Genomic DNA, 18,832 nt, shown 5'->3' with positions numbered 1-18,832 from the left:
CGTGCCACATATGGCACGGATACGCCACAGCCCGTCGACTCTTGCAGGTGCCGCGACTCTGGGCCCAGCGGTGGCCCAGCGAGGCGTGGAAAGCGCTTGCCGTCTGGGGTGCTTGTCAGGCATGATGAAGGGAAGCGCCCCCGATCCGTAGGAGTTCTTCGTGCCCCAGGTTGCTCTCGTCACCGGAGGAAACCGAGGTATCGGCCTCGGCATCACCCATGCCCTGCTCGACGAGGGGTACGCCGTCGCCATCCTGGCCACACGCCCGGAGCCTGAGGACCTGATGGCCGAGCTGCGCGAGCGTGGCGAGGTGCTCTACGTCCAGGGGTCGGTGGCCGAGACCGAGTCGCACGAGCGCTACGTCAACGCAGCCCTCGAGCGCTGGGGCCGGATCGACCTCCTCGTCAACAACGCCGGCGTGGCGCCCTCGGTGCGCGCCGACATCCTCGAGGCCGAGCCCGAGAGCTTCGACCGGGTGCTCGGGATCAACCTGCGCGGTCCGTACTTCCTCACCCAGCGGGTGGCGAACGCCATGCTTGCTGTGCGGGACCAGCGCGACGAGCGCGGGGATACCCCTGACGGTGGCGTGGTCGGCACGATCATCAACGTCTCCTCCGTCTCCGCGACGTTCGTCTCCACCAACCGCGGCGAGTACTGCATCTCCAAGGCCGGCGTCGGGATGGCCACGCAGTTGTTCGCTGCGCGTCTGGCCCCGGAGGGCATCGTGGTCTATGAGGTCCGGCCCGGCGTGATCGCCACGGACATGACCGCCGGCGTCAAGGAGAAGTACGACGCGCAGTTCGCGGACGGCCTGGCCCCGATGCCGCGGTGGGGCACTCCGCCCGACGTCGCGGGCGCCGTCGTGCAGCTCTCCGCTGGGAAGATGCCGTACTCCACCGGCGAGATCATCAATGTCGACGGCGGGATGCACATCCCGCGCCTCTAACCGAAATCGCACGTCGATGTGGTCGTTCACAAGCCACCACATCGACGTGTGATGTCGCGGGAGGCACTCGATAAGCAACCAGATCGACGACGGATTTTGAGGACGAGCACATGAGCACCGCCACCACCGACGTACCCGGAGCCGAGCTGCACACGATCGCCGGCACCGACATCCCCGTCGTCACCGCGAACACAGTGGTGGTCGGCACCGGCTCAGCCGGATTCTGCGCGGCCGACCGTCTGTGGGAGTTCGGCCAGGATGACATCGTCATGGTCACCGACAAGGTGGGCGCCGGGGCCAGCCGCAACGCCGGCTCCGACAAGCAGACCTACTACAAGCTGAGCCTCTCCGGCGCCGAGGGCGACTCGGTCAACGAGATGGCCCAGACGCTGTTCTCCGGCGGCGCGATGGACGGCGACAACGCGCTCGCCGAGGCCGCGCTCTCCGCTCGTGGGTTCCTGCGTCTGTGCGACCTGGGCGTTCCCTTCCCGCAGAGCCGCTACGGGGAGTTCGTCGGGTACAAGACCGACCACGACCCGCGCCGCCGCGGCACCAGCGTGGGCCCCTACACCTCCCGCTCGATGGTGGAGCAGCTGGAGAAGAAGGTCGCCCGCAACGGTACTCCCGTCTTCGACGAGTGCCGCGTGGTCGACCTCATCGTCCGCGAGGGAGAGATTGCGGGCATCCTGTTGCTGCGCACTGACGTCCCGCACGACGGCGAACGCTCGCCCTACCTGCTGGTGCGCTGCACGAACGTCGTCTACGCCACCGGCGGTCCGGCCGGCATCTACGCCACCCGGGTGTTCCCGAACGGGCAGTGGGGGGCATCCGGAGCCGCCTACCGTGCCGGGGTGCACGGCAAGAACCTCACCGAGTGGCAGTTCGGCCTGGCCTCGATCAAGCCGCGCTGGAACGTCTCGGGCACGTATATGCAGGTGATCCCGCGGTTCGTCTCCACCGATGCCGACGGCAACGACGAGCGCGAATTCCTCACCGAGGCGATTCCCGATTACGGCCGGATGCTCACCCTGGTCTTCCTCAAGGGTTACCAGTGGCCGTTCGACATCCGTAAGGCCCGCGACGGCTCCAGCCTCATCGACCTGCTGGTCTACCGGGAGACGGTGCTGCGCGGGCGCCGGGTGTTCCTGGACTTCCGCTCCAACCCGGTGCGGGAGACCTTCGACCACGCTGAGCTGGAGCCGGAGGCGCTGGAGTACCTGGAGAAGGCGGGTGTGCTCTTCGGCACCCCGATCGAGCGGCTGCGGCACATGAACGAGCCCGCCTACCAGTTCTACCTGGACAAGAACCCGTACGTGGATCTCGAGCAGGAGATGCTCGAGGTGGACGTGTGCGCCCAGCACAACAATGGTGGCTTGCTGGTGGACGCGTGGTGGCAGTCGAACGTGGCGGGCTTCTTCCCGGTGGGGGAGGCCGGCGGTGCGCACGGGGTGTACCGCCCCGGTGGCGCCGCGCTGAACAGTGGCCAGGTCGGGGCCACCCGGGCGGCGCAGTTCATCGCCGCCCGCCGTACTGATGCCCCGCTCGCCGTCGAGGACTTCACCGCGGCCGCCGGGCCTGTGGTCACCGGAGCGCTCGCACTGGCAGAAGCCGCTGCCGCCCGCCGGGCCGGTGGCACCCCGGACAACACCGGCGATCTGCTGACCCAGGTGCAGGAGTTGATGAGCGCCAAGGCCGGGCCGGTGCGCTCGCCGGAATCGATCCAGGAAGCGCTGCTGCAGGTGCACGAGTGGCTGAGCAGCTACGACGAGCTCATCAGCGCCGACCAGACCTCTCGCCGTTCGATGAACCGCACCTTTCTCGTGCGCGACATCCTCACCACCGCCTACATCTACCTGTCCGCGATGGCGGACTACGTCGGCCACGGCGGCAAGTCCCGCGGCTCGGTGCTCTACACGGACCCGGAAGGCCAGCTTCCGCTGGTCGGGTACGGGGAGAACGCCGAGGCAGAGCTCGACCTGCCGGAGCTGTTCCGCTTTACCCTCGACGGCGGAGCCCTGGCTCACGAGGTACAGGAGACCGCATGGGTCGCCCCTTTGGAAGCCCGCGGCGCCTGCGCCCCGTCCGAGATCCCGACGGCGGAGCCTGAGTTCTCCGAGATCGTCACCCGGGAGGAGGGGGACCGGGCCGGGCGTCCCGTGTTCCGGTGGCGGCCGGTGCGCCCCCTGCCCGCCGATGACGACTTCTTCGAGAACGTGTGGAAGGCCTACCGGGAGGACGGCAATATTCACTGACAGCTCCTACTGAGCGCGGTCATACTCTCGGTATGACTGTGACGACGATCAAGGTCGATACCGACCTGAGAGACCGACTCAAGGCGCAGGCGGCGGACCATGGAACAACGTTCGGCCAGCACCTGGCTGCGCTCGCAGATCTCGACGACCGATCGCGTCGGTTCGAGCGTTTGCGTGACCAGATTCGGCGGACGCCTCCGGATGAGTGGGCGAGTTACCTGGACGAGACAGCCGCTTGGGATGGTGCCGTTTCCGACGCCTCCGGTGTCTCACGGGTGCGCGTGATCCCCTGCAGCGCGAGTTCGCTGGACCGGTGGCATGCGGCGTCGTGATTCTCGTCGACGCGGGTCAATGCCGGCAGCGTCGTTGAGCACCCGTGATTGGAATCGGCGAAGGTGCACCGTGTGTGGAAGGAGCACCCAGCTGGTGGGTTCATGGGGTCCGGGAGCTCGTCGGGCACGGTGCTGGAGCGTTCGGGCCGGGCGAACGGATCGGGGATCGGCACCGCGTCCAGGAGCGCCTGGGTGTACGGGTGCTGTGGCGCCCCGAACAGGGCGTCGGCCGGCCCCTCCTCGATAATCCGGCCCATGTACATGACGGCGACACGGTCACTCACATGTTCGACGACCGACAGGTCGTGCGAGATGAACAGGTAGGTCAGGCCCAACTCGTCCTGCAGGTCGTTGAGCAGATTCAGGATCTGCGCACGCACGGAGACGTCCAACGCCGAGACCGGTTCGTCAGCGATCACCAACTCGGGTTCGGTGATCAAGGCCCGGGCGATGTTGAGCCGCTGCCGCTGCCCGCCCGAGAAGGCATGCGGGTACCGCGACATGTACTCCGGTTGGATCCCGACCTTGCGCAGCATCTCGGCTACCTGATCGGTGAGGGTGCTTCCTCTGGCCATGCCGTTCGCCCGCAGCGGTTCACCGACGATCTGCTCGACAGTCATCCGTGGGTTCAGCGACGAGAACGGGTCCTGGAATATCACCCGCACCCGGGTGCGGTAGCGGCGTAGAGCCGCCCCGCGCAACGCTGCAAGGTCGACCTGAGTGCCGTCGCGATCCCGGAACAGCACCTCCCCGGAGGAGGCGTCCACGAGCCGGGCGATACTGCGACCGAGGGTGGTCTTTCCGCATCCGGACTCGCCCACGAGCCCCAGAGTTTCCCCCGGTCTGATCGTCAGACTCACATCGCTGACGGCGTGCACGGTGCCCTTGTTGCGGCGGAACATTCCGCCGGAGACGGTGTACTGCTTGGTCAGGTTCCGCACTTCCAGGACCGGGGCGCCCTCGGCCTGGCCGCGTCCGCTGCGGTCGGTGGCGTGCCCGCGCACGGCCGGCGCCGGGAGCGGCACGCTGCCTCCGCCGTCGGGGTGGCTGTACCGATGACAGGCGGCACGGTGGCCGTCGTCGAAGGTCGACTCGGGCGGTTCCTCGACGTCGCACACACCACCGATCGCAGCATCGCACCTGGTCCAGAACGGGCAGCCGGTGGGTCGGTTCTGGGGGTGCGGGACCATGCCGCGGATCGCGGTCAGTGGCCGTCGATGCGTGGTGTCCTCGAGGGTGGGCAGTGAGCCCAGCAGGGCCTGGGTGTACGGGTGTTTCGGTGTGGTGAAGATCTGTTCGACGGTGCCATGCTCGACGGCCTGGCCCAGGTACATCACGGTGACGTCGTCGGCGATCTCGGCCACGACTCCGAGGTCGTGGGTGATGAACATCATCGCCATGCCGTTGTGACGCTGCAGGTCCTTGAGCAGGTCGAGGATGCGGGCTTGCGTCGTGACGTCCAGGGCCGTGGTGGGTTCGTCGGCGATGAGCAGGGCTGGATCGCAGCTGAGGGCGATCGCGATCATCACTCGCTGGCACATCCCGCCGGAGAGCTGGAACGGGTAGGCGTCGAAGCGTCCTTCCGGCTGGGGGATGCCGACCTGGGTGAGGAGATCGATCCCGATCCGACGTGCCTCGTCGGGGGTGACGTCACGGTGCAGGAGGATCGCCTCGGTGAGCTGCGCCCCGATGGTGTACATGGGGGAGAGTGAGGCCATCGGTTCCTGGAAGACCATCCCGATCTCGTTGCCACGGATCTGACGTATCTGCTCACCGTCCGGTTCCAGGGCCGTGGTGTCGACCGGACCGGACTCGCCGTGGTTCCAGCGGATCGAGCCGCTCACGATCTTGCCCGGTGGCTCGACGAGCTGGAGAACGGATCGGGCCATGATCGACTTCCCGCACCCGGACTCGCCGACCACGCACAATGTGCGACCGGCGCGGACGGTCAAGCTCACGCCGTCCACGGCGCGTACTTCACCGTCGGCGGTGTCGAAGCGGGTGTGGAGCGAGTCGATCTCAAGCAGCGGCGCGGCGGCAGCGGGCGGTTCTGTGGGCCGCTCGTCTGTGGCGGTGAGTGAATGCTGCATGGGGGCTCCCGGGAATCTGAGGAACTGGTCGGGGTGTGGTGGCGGCGTTAGTTCTTGTACGGATCGGCCGCGTCCCGTAGGCCGTCGCCGAAGAAGTTCATCGCGAGCACGGTGATAACGACGGCGACACCGGGCAGCAGGATCCACGGTGCGGTGGAAACGGCGCGGATGTTCTGCGCCTCCTGCAGCAGCACACCCCAACTCACGGTCGGGGACTGCAGGCCGAGCCCGATGAAGGACAGCGCGGTCTCAGCGAGGATGATCGTGGGGATCGACAACGAGAGGTTGGCGATGATGTGGCTGGTGAATGAGGGCAGCATGTGACGGAACATCACCCTGCTCTGGCTCGCACCGTCGGCGATGGCCGCCGAGACGTACTCTTCGTTGCGGACGGCGAAGAACTTCCCGCGTACCTCGCGGGCCATCCCGACCCAGCCGACGAGAGAGATCACCACGGTCAGCGCGAGGTAGCGCTGCACCGGGCTCCAGCTGGCGGGTACGGCGGCGAACAGGGCCATCCAGAGCGGGATCGTCGGGATCGCGATGATGAACTCGATGAGCCGCTGGATCGCTGTGTCGACCTTCCCGCCGAGGTAGCCGGAGAGCCCGCCGAGGACCACGCCGAGGAAGAGGGAGAGCAGCACCCCGACCAGGCCGACGGACATCGAGATCGTCGTCCCGTGCATGATCCGTGAGAGCAGGTCTCGGCCATTGGCGTCGGCGCCGAGCAGGTACATGGGGCCGGCGTCGTAGTCGGTGGGACCGATCAGGTGCCGGTCCCAGGGGATGAACCCCAGGATCTCGTACTCGGGTCCCTCGACGAACAGCCCGATCGGGATCACGATGTCGGGATCGACCTCGAACGTCAGCGCGAGCGTGTCCGGGTCCTGCTCGAAGGAGTAGCCGTTGACGTGCGGACGGAAGGTTCCCTCGTGGAAGAGGTGGACCGACTGTGGAGGTGCGTACGTGTACTCGTTGTTGTGATGGCCCGAGGGGTAGGGGGCGAGGAAGGGGGCCAGGATCGCGATCGCGTAGATCGCGATCGTGATCACGCCGCAGACCAGAGCCAGGCGATGCTTCTTGAAGCTCCACCAGACGAGCTGGGACTGCGAGGCGAGAGCAAGCCGGTCCTGACCTGTCGACTCTGTCGGTTCCGGGCCTGGGCCGAGATCGGGTTTGGCCAGAGCGCCACCGGCGTCAGGGGTTGGTGCGTTCGTCATGGGCGACGCTCCTTCTCAGTACCGGAGCCGGACGCGGGGGTCCAGCCATGCGAGGGCGAGGTCGGAGATCAGGGTGCCGATGACCACCAGCAGCGCGCTGATCAGAAGAACTGATCCGGCCAGGTACATGTCCTGGGCGAGCAGCGCATCGAGCAGGAGGGGGCCGGTGGTGTTGAGGTTCAGCACCTGTGAGGTGATCGCGTCTGCGGCGATCAGCCCGGGCAGGATCCACCCGATGGTGGAGAAGAACGGATTCATTGCTACCCGCACGGGGTACTTGATCGTCAGTAGCCCCCGCTTCATTCCACGGGCTCGGGCTGCAGTGACGTACGGTTTGCGCAGCTCATCGAGCAAATTCGCCCGGAGCACCCGGATGTTGGCAGCGGTTCCGGCAGTTCCCCAGATCACCACAGGGATCCACAGGTGCGCGAGCAGGTCGCCGAACTTGGCCATGCTCCATGGAGCGTCCCGGTACTCCGGGGAGAACAACCCGCCGACACTCGTGCCGAAGTACTGCAGGCTCACCCACATCAGCACGAGCGCGATCAGGAAGTTCGGCACCGCCAGCCCGAGGTACCCGAAGAAGGTGAACGTGTAGTCACCCACCGAGTACTGACGCATCGCCGAGTACACCCCGATCGGGAACGAGACGGCCCAGATGAACAGCAACGTCAGCACCGACAGCAAGATCGTCAGCGGCAGCCGTTCGGCGAGCAGCGCACCGACCGGACGGCCGTAGACGAAGGAGTCGCCGAAGTCGCCGTGGAACAGGATGTTCGAGATCCAGGTCCAGTACTGCACGTACACCGGCTGGTCCAAGCCGTATCGCTGCGTGAGTCGCTCCAGCTCCTGGGCACTGAGCGAGCCGTCGCCCTGTGCCGACAGCTGGGCGATCCGGGTGGTGAGATAGTCCCCGGGGGGCAGCTGGATCACGATGAACGTGACCACCGAGATCGCGGCGAGCGTCGGGATGAGAATAAGCAGCCGGCGAGTGATGTAGCGGAGCAATGGTCACCTCCTCCTGGGGCGCGGGCTGGGGCCCGAGCTGGTCACGGCGTGAAGAACCAGGTCGGTGGGTTGATGTGGCCCGGGGTCATGTGCAGCCAGGAGTCGGGGAAGGACTCGACGATGTTCTCGAGGTTGTCTTTAGCGATGGCGTAGCCTGCGGTCGGCAGCGCGATACCGATCACGTAGAACTGCTCCTTCGCGATTTGCAGGATCTCGCGGAAGATCTCCTTCTGCGTCTCGACATCGGGCTCGAGCGGGATCTGCCGAGCCAGCTCCATCTGCCGCAATGTCGGCTCCGGCGGCTCGACGGCGTTCTCCCCCTCGCCTCGGCTCACGTAGTACTCCGCCCACTGTGTGGCGTAGTTCGATTCGCCGCCGTTGGGGAACCACCACCGCTGTTCGAGCATCTCGATCTTCAGGCCACCGTCGCCCGCCCAGATGTTGGCGTCGTGCTCGTTGGCAGCGGCCTCCTTGCGTTCGTAGAACAGGCTGCGCTCGATCGGGTTGACCTGGGCGTCCACACCGACCTCGGCCCAGGTCTGGGTGATCAGATCGGCTGCTGGAGCCCATTCGGGGAAGAGGTTGGTGATGTCGATGCTGAAACGAAGCCGTTCCCCGTTGGGGCGCAGCCGGAACCCCTCGGAGTCCTTCTCGGTCAGTCCAGCAGCATCGAGGTGGCTGTTGGCGAGGTCGAGATCGAACTCCGTGTACTGCTTGGCGAACTCCTCGTCGAAGAACTCCGAGTCCGGGTGCGGTGCCGCCTGCCAGGGCTCGCCCTGGCGTTGGTACGCGGTGTCGATGATGTCCTGCCGGTCGATGGCATGCGAGAGGCCGACGCGGAAGTCCTTGTTCTGGAAGATGCCGCGCAGCTCTTCGTCCCGGTGGTTCAGGTTCAGCGCGATCACGAGCCGGTTCATCGAGGTCGGCTGCACAGGAACGAAGTGGTACCCGCCGCTCTCGCGGCCCTCTGCGAGGACCGGCTTGTTCGCGTCGGAGTTGAAGTGCCTCGAGTGGAAGTCGAGCTCACCGTTGACGGCCTTGAGAAGCATGACCTCCTCCTCTTGGATGATCTCGAACTCCAGGCGGTCGATGTAGGGCAGCTGCGCACCTCCGGAGTCGACCTTCCAGTAGTACGGGTTGCGCTCGGCGTGGACGACGTTTCCCTCATTCAGTGGGTCGGTGATGACCCATGGATAGAGAACCGGCCGGTCGGGGTTGTTCCACCACTCGATCCGGTCTTGCCAGTACGCGGTCCAGTCGCCGAAGCCCGCTTCCTCGGCGACCGATTCGGCGTCGGGGTTCAGAGCGGGCAGGAACTGCTCCAGGTAGTGCTTGGGGTAGAAGAGCAGATTGGGCGAGACGGCGTTCGCTGCGCGGGAGGCCTCCTCGATGAAGTCTCCCTTGGACTGGGCGAACGTCAATGTGACCGTGTGGTCATCCACCTTCTCGGCCTCGCACGGTTCACCAGCTGTCGTGAGCAGTCCGGGAGGTGTGGCGTGGATATCGGTGTTGTAGAAGACATCGTTGACGGCGAACATGATGTCGTCGGCGGTGACCGGCTCGCCGTCGGACCACTTCATCCCTTCCCGGAGGTGGAGGGTGAACACCGTGGCGTCGTCGTTGACGGTGATCTCGCGCAGCGTGCCTGGCTGGGCGAACTCGTCCAGGTTGGGGTCGTATCGCAGTAGGGGCTCGTAGGCGAGCATGCGCTCCAGCCAGGGAGAGTCACCCTGGTCGGCGACGGCACCGTGATAGACGCCGCCGTACACCCCGAGTGCGGCCGTCGCTGCGACGAGGCGATCGGATTCGACCGGGAGACGTTCGTCGAGCGGTGGAAGGTCACCGGCATCGACCCGTTCGGTGAGCTCAGGGGATTCGAGTGGACGGTTCGGGTCCGGCGCCCCCTGCCCCCCGTCTGTCTCCCCGGTGCCCTCGGCGGGGTCGCAAGCCGTGAGCGACAACGTCGCAAGGGCAGCGGCACCTCCGCCCACCTGCAACAGGTGGCGCCGGCTGATCTCTGTCGCCGTGTTCCTGCTCGAGCGCTTCATGTGTAGTCCTCCTCGACTCTGAGTCCCGGCCGAACGGTCGATGTTCAGCACGAGGGTCTGGCTTCAGGCGCTTGGCGTCGCCGTGGCATCGCCGTGGCGATGCCACGTGGCCTGGTGCCTTCGTCACTGATAGCACTGGGCCAGTTGCGGCGGGGTGTGCCCGGTTGTGGTCGTCAGGCTAATCAGCGTGAGGTTCGGAACGACGAAAAGCGACAAAACAGATCATCCGGTTGGTGCAGGAAGCCGAGCAGCAGTGTCGAACCCGCTGCCACGGCCTCTCAGGCCGACGCCGGGGCTGGTGCCGTGGATTGACGCACCGTCAGCCGCGGCAGCAGTTGGAGGTGATGCGGTGCGGCGGCCTCATCCGGCCGCTCGACTCGTGTCATCACCATCCGCAGTGCCTCCCGGCCGAGCTCGACCCGCGGCGGTGTCACTGCTGTCAGCGGTACGGCTGCGTGCGCGGCCAGGACGTCGTCATAGGAGACGATCGCCATGTCCTCCGGGACTCTGAGCCCTCGAAGCTGGCACACCTCGGCGATCTGAATCGCATGATGGTCGGAGTGCACCAGCAGGCCCGTGACTCCGGTCCGCAGATACTCGTCGATCAACTGGTTGGCCGCGTTGGTGATCGCCTCGATATCATTCGGGTCCGAGGGCAGTTCGACGACAGGCACGGGTTCCATCGCGAGTCGCGCGGCCACCTGGAGATAGCCTTGCTGGATCCACGGAGCCGTCGGAGTCCATGTGTCCACCGCCAGGCCGATCCGTTCGTGACCCAGGTCGCGGAGGTGCTCGACGGCGAGTTCGGCTCCGTAGGTGTGGTCGGTGCGCACGCTGTCGATCTGCCGGACCTGACTTGTCGCGTTCACGTGTCGTTCGAGCAACACCACCGGCACAGGGATCGCGGTGAGCCAGGACGCCACGTCGTCAGCGTTCTGGAGGTGGCTCGGTGTCAGGATCAGCCCCTGCACACCGAGCGAGAGCAGTCGTTCCACCCGACTGCGCTCGGTTTCAGGCTGGTATCCAGCCACGCCGAGAATCAGCCGGGCCCGCATGCGCGAGGCCACGAGTTCCATACCGTGCACGACCTCGGGGTAGTAGAAGTTGCGCAACGGGACCACAGCACCGATGAGCGTGCGAGCGGGATCCGGCCGGGAGGTCTGCCGGGCCAGGGAGAGGGCGCCACCGTGCACTCGTTCCATCAATCCCTTGTCGGCGAGCTGATCGATGTCGCGGCGGATCGTGACGGGCGAGACGTCGAGCGCTTCCGCGATCTCACTGGCGCGGATACTGCCGTGCAGCTCGAGCTGGCGGATCAGATACTCGTGGCGTGCGTGCGGCAGCATCAGTTCTCCAGCAGGTGACCAGGTGATGTCGGCATCGTGACGGACAAAGATCACTTTTGTCTATATCTGACGAGATTCGTAGAGTTCTCCGCCATGATGTGCCCGGATCCAATGACCGAGGATGGGTGGAACCGGTGCACAAGCCGCGCACGACGATGGCGATGGAGTCGATCGAGTTACGGGACGGGCTGTTCGGTCCGGAGACGATGGATCGACTCCGGGGCCTGGTGGATCTGGACGACAGGCTGCTATCGCCACTGGACTCCGAGGATGCTGCCCGCGCGCTTGCCCGGACCGAGATCCTCATCACCAGCTGGGGGACGCCGCGCATCACTGCAGAGCTGCTCGACCGTGCTCCGCGGTTGCGTGCCGTGGTGCACAGCGCGGGCTCGGTGAAGTGGTGGGTCGATCCGGTCGCGTGGCAACGTGGAGTCCTGGTCTCCAGCGCTGCGACGGCCAACGCGCAGCCGGTGGCCGAGTACACCCTCGCGATGATCATCCTGGCTGGGAAGCGTGTGTTGTGGCCGGCGAGTCATGACCCCCGGGGTGGGTGGAATCCGCTGCAGCAGGTCGGAAACTATGGGACGACGGTCGGGATCGTGGGCGCCTCGCGGACCGGTCGACGCGTGATCGAGATGCTCGCAGCGCTGGATGTGGATGTGCTGGTCTACGACCCATGGGTCGGCGAGCGTGAGCTCGCCGGGCGCGCCGAGCTCGTCGGTTCCCTGATCGAGCTGGCCGAACGTTCGGACGTGCTGTCCGTCCATGCGCCTGCCCTGCCCGAGACGCGGCACATGATCGATGCGCCAGTGCTGGCGGCGATGTGTGAGGGCGCGGTTCTCATCAACACCGCTCGCGGCTCCCTGCTGGATCATGAGGCCCTGCGGCACGAGATCCAGAGGCGACCGCTCTATGCCGTCCTGGACGTGACGGATCCGGAACCGCTTCCGCCCTCTGATCCGCTCCTCTCGCACCCGGCAGTTCTCCTGACACCGCATGTCGCAGGCTCGGCCGGCAACGAGCTGCGCCGGCTGGGCCGCAGCGCCGTCGACGAGGTCGAACGGCTGGTAGGCGGTCTGCCGCTACGGCACGCGGTCGCCCAGGCTGAGCTTGCGGTTTCGGCTTGAGAGCTTGAAGACGGGATCGCGCCTAGAGATCGAGGACTCCTTCCAGAGCGAGCAAGCGCCCACCCTGACGCACGTAGATCGTCGTGTCATCGGTGGCGATCTCCCACTCCTGTGCGCGCGGGTTCTCCGCGGTCAGTTGTTGCACCTCGAACCGCTCGATCACCTCGGTCCCCTGGATCATCACCAGATCGATCCGGTGCTGTCTTTGCCGGAGCGCCTCGATGTCCTCAACCCAGTAGCCCTGGGCGACCACAGTGTTTCCCACCCACGCGCAGGGGCATCTGAACACGCGGTAGTCACTCACCGTCCCCTCGGCATCGCCCTCGATCAGGGCACGGGTCCGGAGCGTGGCGTAGCCCAGTGGCTCGGTTCCTTCGAGCGCGCTGGTGAAGTCGGGCAATACGGTCGTTGCGACCTCTGCAGATGAGACCGCGATCGGCTGCTCGTCGGCGTCCCACCGCCAGAGCCATGCGCCCTCGACGCTCTCGGCCACGCCACCCGTCATGACAGCCACCGGGTGGTCCGAGGAGCGCGAGTCGGCTTCCAGGTAGGTCAGCGTCCGTTCGAACTCCAGCGGGAGACTTGAGGTGTACGGTGCGGCGGTCAGGGTCGGCAGGCGCTCGCCGGTGGCTGGATCGAGCATGCCAGGCTCGGGCCAGCGCACGTCGTCCTCGGCGAACCACCAGGTCACGTAGCGCCCGTTCACCGTGAGCTCATCGAAGGACAGCTGCACCGAGCGGCTCGGCGATTCGGGGGTCACCACGGTGCGCCACAGTTGCGCGTCGCCGGGGCCGATCCGGGCGAGCCAGCGCTCGTCGTCGCCGGTTCCGCCGGCCACCACCAGGTCCTCGCCGAGAGGGCTCGCCAGCTGCGCGCCCTCGACCTCGGCCACCATCGTTCCACCATCGGCATCGATCACCGTGATCACTCCGCCGGTGGCTCGCGACGGAGGACCGGACGGGACGCATGCGAGCCGCACTCCATCGGATGCACAGCGCGGCTCCCGCACGCCCACCCGCCAGCGTTCGTCGCCGTCGGCGACGGCGCGTCCGACGATCCCGTCTCCTTCGCTCACGGCCACGATGTCATCGATCACCCACACCCCGGGATGTGCTGCCCCGCTGAGCGGAACCGACCAGGCCACGTCCGCCGTCGGCACGGGGCGTTCGCCCTGCGGAGAGGTCACCACACCCGCCACGAGGAGCACGACGGCGACCATCGCCCAGGGCCACGGGCCCGACCAGGTCTGGGGTCGCCGTCGGGGAGGTGGGGTTGCGTGGGCGGCCGCCGGATCCTCACCGGCGATCGTGAACTCGTCGTGAGCCATCTGTCCCATCATGCCCGGGGGTCAAGGAATGCCGACAGGACGCCGTCGGCGAACAGATAGGTCGCGTGCCCGTCCGAGGCGAGCGACCACGGGCCGGATCCGATCGGGAGGCGAGCACGGACCCGGCCTTCACGCTGATCGAGGAAGAGCAACTCGACCTCGCCGGAGCCGGGGCGAGCCACTCCTCCGTCGACGCCGGCGACCGTGAACGTGCCCTCGGTTGCTGCGCACGGGCAGACCGGTTGGACGGACCCGGGCAGGGTCACGGACCATCGATGCCTCCCGTCGGGGGCCTCGACGGCGCTCAGCGCAGCGTCATGGAGATCGTTCGAGGAGGTGTAGACGGTCGTGCCGAGCGCCGCGAGCGGAACTTCTGAGGCCCAGCTGATGACGGCGCCGCCAGGGTCCTCGAACCGGGCGATGCCGGTGGAGTTCTGGAGGTCGACGGTGATCGCTGCATCCGGGTGCTCGGTCAGGTCGCGTGAGGCCAGCCATAGCGGCCGGTGGGTGTCCGATTCGAACCGGGGATCGTCCACTGCGGTGGTCGTGACGCTGCCGATCTGCGCGAATGACATGCTCGCGGGGGCGCCGTCGGCTACGTACGCCGTCCAGATCAGCCCGGACAGGTCAGGCGACGGACCAGCCATGGCGGTCACTACGTCCTGCTGGACGGTCAGGTCCGCCCACGAGACGCCACCGGCCTGCTCCTGCACCCACTGTTCCTCGCCGTCGGGGGAGTAGCGCCCGAGCCAGGAGGTCGCTGCATTGCTGCCGGCCACGACCAGGTCGCCTGTGGGGGTCCTGGCCGCGACGTCGGCGCCGGGCATCGACAGGTCGCTCCATGCGCCATCAGCAGCTACCACGCTCACCGTCGCCTCGCCGGCCTCACCGTGAACGCAGATCAGCTCCTCCTGGGCGGTCGTGCAGGTCGGGTCGTCGAGGTCGAGGCCCCAGAGCCGCTGACCGTCGGCGTCGAAGGCGACGAGCCCGGTTGCTGTGGTCGCGAGCACGACCCGCGGCAGTACCCACACCCTCGGTGCCGACCCCGGGTCCAACTCCACCTGCCAGGCGGCCTCAGGCTCGGGCGACAGCAGGCGCGGGGAGGTGATGGCGCCAGCCACCAGAAGCACCACGGCCAGTAGCACCCACAGCCACGGTGAGGATGCGACCCGCACACGCCCTCGCCCACGAGGTCCGCCGGCCGCTTCCGCCGTGTCCGCTACGTTGGACGAGCTCAGCGCAAACTCTTCGGCGTCCCTTCTCCCCATCGTCCCATCATGCCAACTCGGGGTCGATCGCTCACGGAGCAGTCAGCGCCACGACCTCCCCACCGACCCATACGACGACGGTGTCGCCGTGACTTGCGAGTCGGGCGGGCGAGTTGCGGAACTCGGCCTCAAGCGGGTAGCGCCAGGCGGGCGTGGCGGTTTCTCGACTGACGAACGCCAGGTCGAAGTGGGCCTCTCCTTCGGACAATGTGCGGCCGTCGGTGGTCGTGAGGGCTCGAGCCACCACCCCGCTCGCTGCGGCAGTGCAGGGGCAGGTGAGGTCGGGATAGGGAGATTCAGCCTCGGCCAGTATCGCGCCCGAGGTGAGATCGCGCAGGCGCACGTTCACCGGCTCGAGCGTGCCATCCAGCTGTGGTGGCTCACCGTTGGCCGGGTGCAGACTCTCGTTTCGCATCGCCGTGTAGAGCGCGGCTGCGTCGATGGCCAGCGGGGTCTCGCCGTCGTCCCACCGCCACAGCAGGGGACCAGCGGCATGCTCAGCCACACCGTCGCTGCGGAGGGCGAACTGGGCTGTCTCTGACGAACGTTCATCAGACTCCAGCACGACTAGGTCCTCGTTTTCTTCGGGCTCGGTGAAGGAACTGAGTGGTGATGTGATGCGCAGCATGGAGCCGTCCGACGGGTCGATGGCCTCGACGGCCGGCCAGTAGTTGTCCCGAGATTTCAGTCGCCAGAGGACGCGCTGCTGCGTCGCGTGGAGGTAGCCGAATGATGTGCGGTCGGTGTCGACAAAACGCAGCTCGAGGTTAGAGCGCCATACTGTCGCTCCGGACTGATCGAGGCGCGCTGCCCACGGCGCCTCCATGTCGCCGCCAACCAGGATGACGTCCGATCCCAGCGGGGTGGCCACCTGGGCTCCCGGAACATGCCGTGTCTGGGTGCTGCCGTCGGCTGCGATCAGCGTGACCTCGCCGTCCGGACCGGCCGTGCTCACACACGCGAGCCGCACCCCGTCCGAGGAGCACACCGGGTCCTGAAGCGGAACATGCCATTGCCGCTCTCCATCGGCGGCGGAACGCGCCACGACCGCGTCGGCCTCGACTGTCACGATGTGGTCGTCGACGGCCCAGACCGTGGGGTGCGTTCCGGGCGCAACGTCCACTACCCAGGCGACTTCCGCCGTCGGGATCGGGCGTTCGCCCTGCGGAGAGATCACCACTGCGGTCACGAGGAGCACGACGGCGACCATCGCCCAGGGCCACGGGCCCGACCAGGTCTGGGGTCGCCGTCGGGGACTGTCGGTATGAGGTGCGTCGAGGCTGTCTCCGAGCTCGAACTCCTCGCGTTCCTTCACGACAGATCCCACCCGCTGACGCCCGTCTCGTCCAGGATGTAGAGGCGCTCGCCGTCACTGGAGAAATCGAGGATGACGTCCTGTGGTGCGATCGTCCAGCGCGTGTCGCCGGTGGAGATATCGAGTGCGATCAACTCGGTGGAGTCGGAGTAGAGGAACGTCTCGGGCCCGATCAATGGTGGGTCCCACATCGACACATCCGGCCCGGTGCGCCACAGTTCCTCGCCTGTGTCGGGAGCCTCGGCGATGAGCACGCCGGGACCGTGTTCACGCATGGTGAGGAGCCCCAGAGTCACCTCCGGGAGGAAGGCGACTGGGCGCCAGCGGTTCAGCTCTTTCTCGTCGATGGCCCGGATCAGGGTGGGGTCCGGCGTCGCGATCCCCGAGGAGATCCAACCGCTGAACGCCAGCGGCGGGTCGTTTCGTACATACAGCCAGGTGGCGCTCAGGTCAGTCGACCGCCACAGCCCATCACGGACAGAGTGTGGAGAACGGCTGGCGTCGGGTACGGAGACCTCCTCCCCAGTCTCGGCGTCGAGGAGGGTGCTTCCTGACCTGATGGATCTGACCGCTACCGTGCTATGGATCAGTTCCGGCGGCGCGTTCATCGCGCGGCCGAAGACGATTTCGCTCCGCCAGATGACCCGGCCGCTCCCGTTCACACGACGAATGTCGTGGGTGGTGACCGCGACGATATCGCGGTCCACGCTCGCGGCAGCAGCGACTCCGGGGACGTCATACTGCCGTGCCCGGCCCGATCGTGGGTCGATGACCTCCACCGTGTCGGGGCCGGTGGTGCAGGTGAGGTCGACGCCGTCGGAGGTGCAGGCGGGTTCCTCGGCCTGGACGCTCCAGATCTCCTCGCCACTCGCCGAGTCGAGGCCGGTGACGCCGTCGGGGCCACGCGCGACCACCACACCCGAGAACAGCCAGAACGCATCTGCCGTGAGGTTGGTCTCCCAGGCCTGCTCCGGCTCGTCGTCGAGGTTGGGCAGGTACCCCCATGGGTTGACCACCGGACCAGGTCGCGGGACGGTGAGGACCGCCGCCACCACGAGCAGGACGGCGAGCACCGCCCAGGGCCACGGGCGTGACCAGACTTGGGGTCGCCGTCGGGCTGCCTCTGGGCTGGTGGGCGACGTGGGTGCCGGTTCGAACTCGTCGGTGGAACGCATCAGCCGGTCAGTTCCCAGGCTGAGATGCCCAGGGCATCCTGGAGGAACAGGTAGCCGCCTCCGGCGGTGATCCCGTACAGCTCGGTCGCTCGATCGATCCGCCAGCGTTCCTCGCCGGTGTCGACGTTCAGGGCGATGACCGTCGAGATTCTCCCAAGTTCGGGATTGAGCACCGGGGCGGCCAGGGTGTCACGGTCGACGATCGGCGTGCTGAACCAGTGCATCAGGGCCTCGGATCGCCACAGTTCCTCGCCTGTGCTGGTATCGATCGCCATGAGCGTCGAACCGAGGGTGTCGTCGTTGATGTTTCCGATCGCGACGTCGGGGAGGATGGCGAGCGGGTGCCACTCGTCGTCCGTCGCGGGCAGTTCAGAGTCCAGCAGGCTCGGGTCGGTCGTCACAATCATCGCCGGTGCTGTGGCCGGCATCGAGCGGACGGTCTCGCCGCGCAAGAACAGCCAGAGAGAGCCTGGGTGGCTCGTCACCCAGGCACCGTCCCGGATTCGGTACACGGTCTGGCCGACCTCCGCCGGGTCGCCTGGTTCGCCGGTCTCGACGTCCAGCGGTGGAGGCTGGCCTCCTCGAGCAGCGTCGGTGCCGACCAGGACGTGGCCGTCAATCACCGCCGGACCGGCGTAGACCGGGGTCCCCTCCGGCAGCGGCGTGGACCATACGACGGTGCCATCGGCGCGGATGCGCTGAATCGCGCTCGAGGTGGCCACGATGATGTCGTCGTCGTGAGCCGTGGCTGCGTAGGCTCCTGGCACGGATACCGAGTCGTCCACGTTGCCAGAAACAGGGTCGATCATGATGATCTCGTCGTCGATCGAGGTGCAGGTCAGACGGGACCCGTCCGAGCCGCATTGGGCTGCTTTGCTCTCGACGCGCCACCGCTCGGCTCCGCTCGCGGCGTCGATCCCGCGCACTTGCTCCAGCTCTGCGATCGCCAGCACCCCACGAAATGCCCACATACCCGTGATCTCGGTGGTCTCCAGCTCCCATGCGAGCTCGGGTTCCTCGCCCAGGCCGGGCACGTACCCCCAGGGGCTCACGACCGCACCCGGCGCAGGGGCAGCCACGACGCCGGCGAGGATCAGCGTCAGCGCCGCTGCGACCCACGGCAGTCCCGGCCACAGCCGATGCGGTGCTGAGTGGTCGCCCCTGCTGCCGGGGCGCGGGAGAGTAGCGTCATCGCTGCCCGAGTCGAGCGCGAACTCCTCGACGTCCCTCGTCCCCATCCGTCCATCATGACCTAGCCCTCGGTCCCTAGCGATCTGCGTCGTGGCGGGTGCGTCTGCACGACTCCCTTCGCAGGAACTGTCGTCACGGCTGTATGGGCCGAGTCTGGCCTTCTGACCTGGGTAAACGGCCGGATGTC

General features: G+C 67.0%; 14 protein-coding genes. 4 read left to right on the top strand and 10 right to left on the bottom strand.

Features of this window, described 5'->3' with window-relative positions; all coding sequences use genetic code 11:
- The first annotated feature begins 160 nt into the window (after positions 1 to 160).
- From IM660_RS16025 to IM660_RS20035, 3 genes are all read left to right on the top strand, one after another.
- Entirely contained in the window at positions 161 to 946 is a 786-nt protein-coding gene (locus IM660_RS16025) for a 3-ketoacyl-ACP reductase (RefSeq protein WP_193496808.1), read from the top strand.
- Positions 947 to 1,056: 110 nt separating this feature from the next.
- On the top strand, positions 1,057 to 3,198 hold the full coding sequence (locus tag IM660_RS16020; protein ID WP_193496807.1) for an FAD-dependent oxidoreductase: 2,142 nt from the start codon (positions 1,057 to 1,059) through the stop codon (positions 3,196 to 3,198).
- Between the two features lie 32 nt (positions 3,199 to 3,230).
- Positions 3,231 to 3,530: a ribbon-helix-helix protein gene (locus tag IM660_RS20035; RefSeq protein ID WP_425503844.1), complete on the top strand. Its 300-nt coding sequence runs from the start codon at positions 3,231 to 3,233 to the stop codon at positions 3,528 to 3,530.
- On the opposite strand, the gene IM660_RS16015 is transcribed toward IM660_RS20035, so the two are convergent.
- From IM660_RS16015 to IM660_RS15995, 5 genes are all read right to left on the bottom strand, one after another.
- Positions 3,413 to 5,620: an ABC transporter ATP-binding protein gene (locus IM660_RS16015; RefSeq protein ID WP_193496806.1), complete on the bottom strand. Its 2,208-nt coding sequence runs from the start codon at positions 5,618 to 5,620 to the stop codon at positions 3,413 to 3,415. The two genes, IM660_RS20035 and IM660_RS16015, sit on opposite strands and share 118 nt — an antisense overlap.
- A 47-nt stretch (positions 5,621 to 5,667) precedes the next feature.
- On the bottom strand, positions 5,668 to 6,840 hold the full coding sequence (locus tag IM660_RS16010; protein ID WP_193496805.1) for an ABC transporter permease: 1,173 nt from the start codon (positions 6,838 to 6,840) through the stop codon (positions 5,668 to 5,670).
- Between the two features lie 15 nt (positions 6,841 to 6,855).
- Positions 6,856 to 7,848, bottom strand: a complete 993-nt coding sequence (locus IM660_RS16005; protein WP_193496804.1) for an ABC transporter permease — start codon at positions 7,846 to 7,848, stop codon at positions 6,856 to 6,858.
- A 41-nt stretch (positions 7,849 to 7,889) separates the two neighbouring features.
- Positions 7,890 to 9,896, bottom strand: a complete 2,007-nt coding sequence (locus tag IM660_RS16000) for an ABC transporter substrate-binding protein (RefSeq protein ID WP_193496803.1) — start codon at positions 9,894 to 9,896, stop codon at positions 7,890 to 7,892.
- Positions 9,897 to 10,174: 278 nt separating this feature from the next.
- Entirely contained in the window at positions 10,175 to 11,242 is a 1,068-nt protein-coding gene (locus IM660_RS15995) for a substrate-binding domain-containing protein (protein WP_193496802.1), read from the bottom strand.
- Between the two features lie 98 nt (positions 11,243 to 11,340).
- Here IM660_RS15995 and IM660_RS15990 point away from each other — a divergent pair, with 98 nt between their 5' ends.
- Positions 11,341 to 12,369: a hydroxyacid dehydrogenase gene (locus IM660_RS15990; RefSeq protein ID WP_246464990.1), complete on the top strand. Its 1,029-nt coding sequence runs from the start codon at positions 11,341 to 11,343 to the stop codon at positions 12,367 to 12,369.
- Positions 12,370 to 12,391: 22 nt separating this feature from the next.
- On the opposite strand, the gene IM660_RS15985 is transcribed toward IM660_RS15990, so the two are convergent.
- The 5 genes from IM660_RS15985 to IM660_RS15965 are packed head-to-tail and all read right to left on the bottom strand — an operon-like array spanning position 12,392 to position 18,692.
- Complete coding sequence (locus IM660_RS15985) at positions 12,392 to 13,696, bottom strand: hypothetical protein (protein ID WP_193496801.1); 1,305 nt, start codon at positions 13,694 to 13,696, stop codon at positions 12,392 to 12,394.
- An 8-nt stretch (positions 13,697 to 13,704) separates the two neighbouring features.
- Positions 13,705 to 14,964, bottom strand: a complete 1,260-nt coding sequence (locus tag IM660_RS15980; protein WP_193496800.1) for a hypothetical protein — start codon at positions 14,962 to 14,964, stop codon at positions 13,705 to 13,707.
- Between the two features lie 31 nt (positions 14,965 to 14,995).
- Positions 14,996 to 16,279 (bottom strand): hypothetical protein, encoded by a 1,284-nt coding sequence (locus IM660_RS15975; protein ID WP_193496799.1) that lies wholly within the window; start codon positions 16,277 to 16,279, stop codon positions 14,996 to 14,998.
- Positions 16,276 to 17,454: an outer membrane protein assembly factor BamB family protein gene (locus tag IM660_RS15970; RefSeq protein WP_193496798.1), complete on the bottom strand. Its 1,179-nt coding sequence runs from the start codon at positions 17,452 to 17,454 to the stop codon at positions 16,276 to 16,278. The genes IM660_RS15975 and IM660_RS15970 overlap by 4 nt, the downstream gene beginning before the upstream one ends.
- A complete protein-coding gene (locus IM660_RS15965) occupies positions 17,454 to 18,692 on the bottom strand; it encodes an outer membrane protein assembly factor BamB family protein (protein WP_193496797.1) in 1,239 nt (412 codons plus the stop codon). Before IM660_RS15965 ends, IM660_RS15970 begins: the two co-directional genes overlap by 1 nt.
- Between the last annotated feature and the right edge of the window lie 140 nt (positions 18,693 to 18,832).

The sequence above is a fragment of the Ruania alkalisoli genome (genome assembly GCF_014960965.1).
In the GTDB taxonomy this organism is placed as follows: Bacteria; Actinomycetota; Actinomycetes; order Actinomycetales; family Beutenbergiaceae; genus Ruania; species Ruania alkalisoli.
The sequence above is the reverse complement of the archived record's forward strand: the minus strand, read 5'-3'. Positions and strand labels throughout refer to the sequence as shown.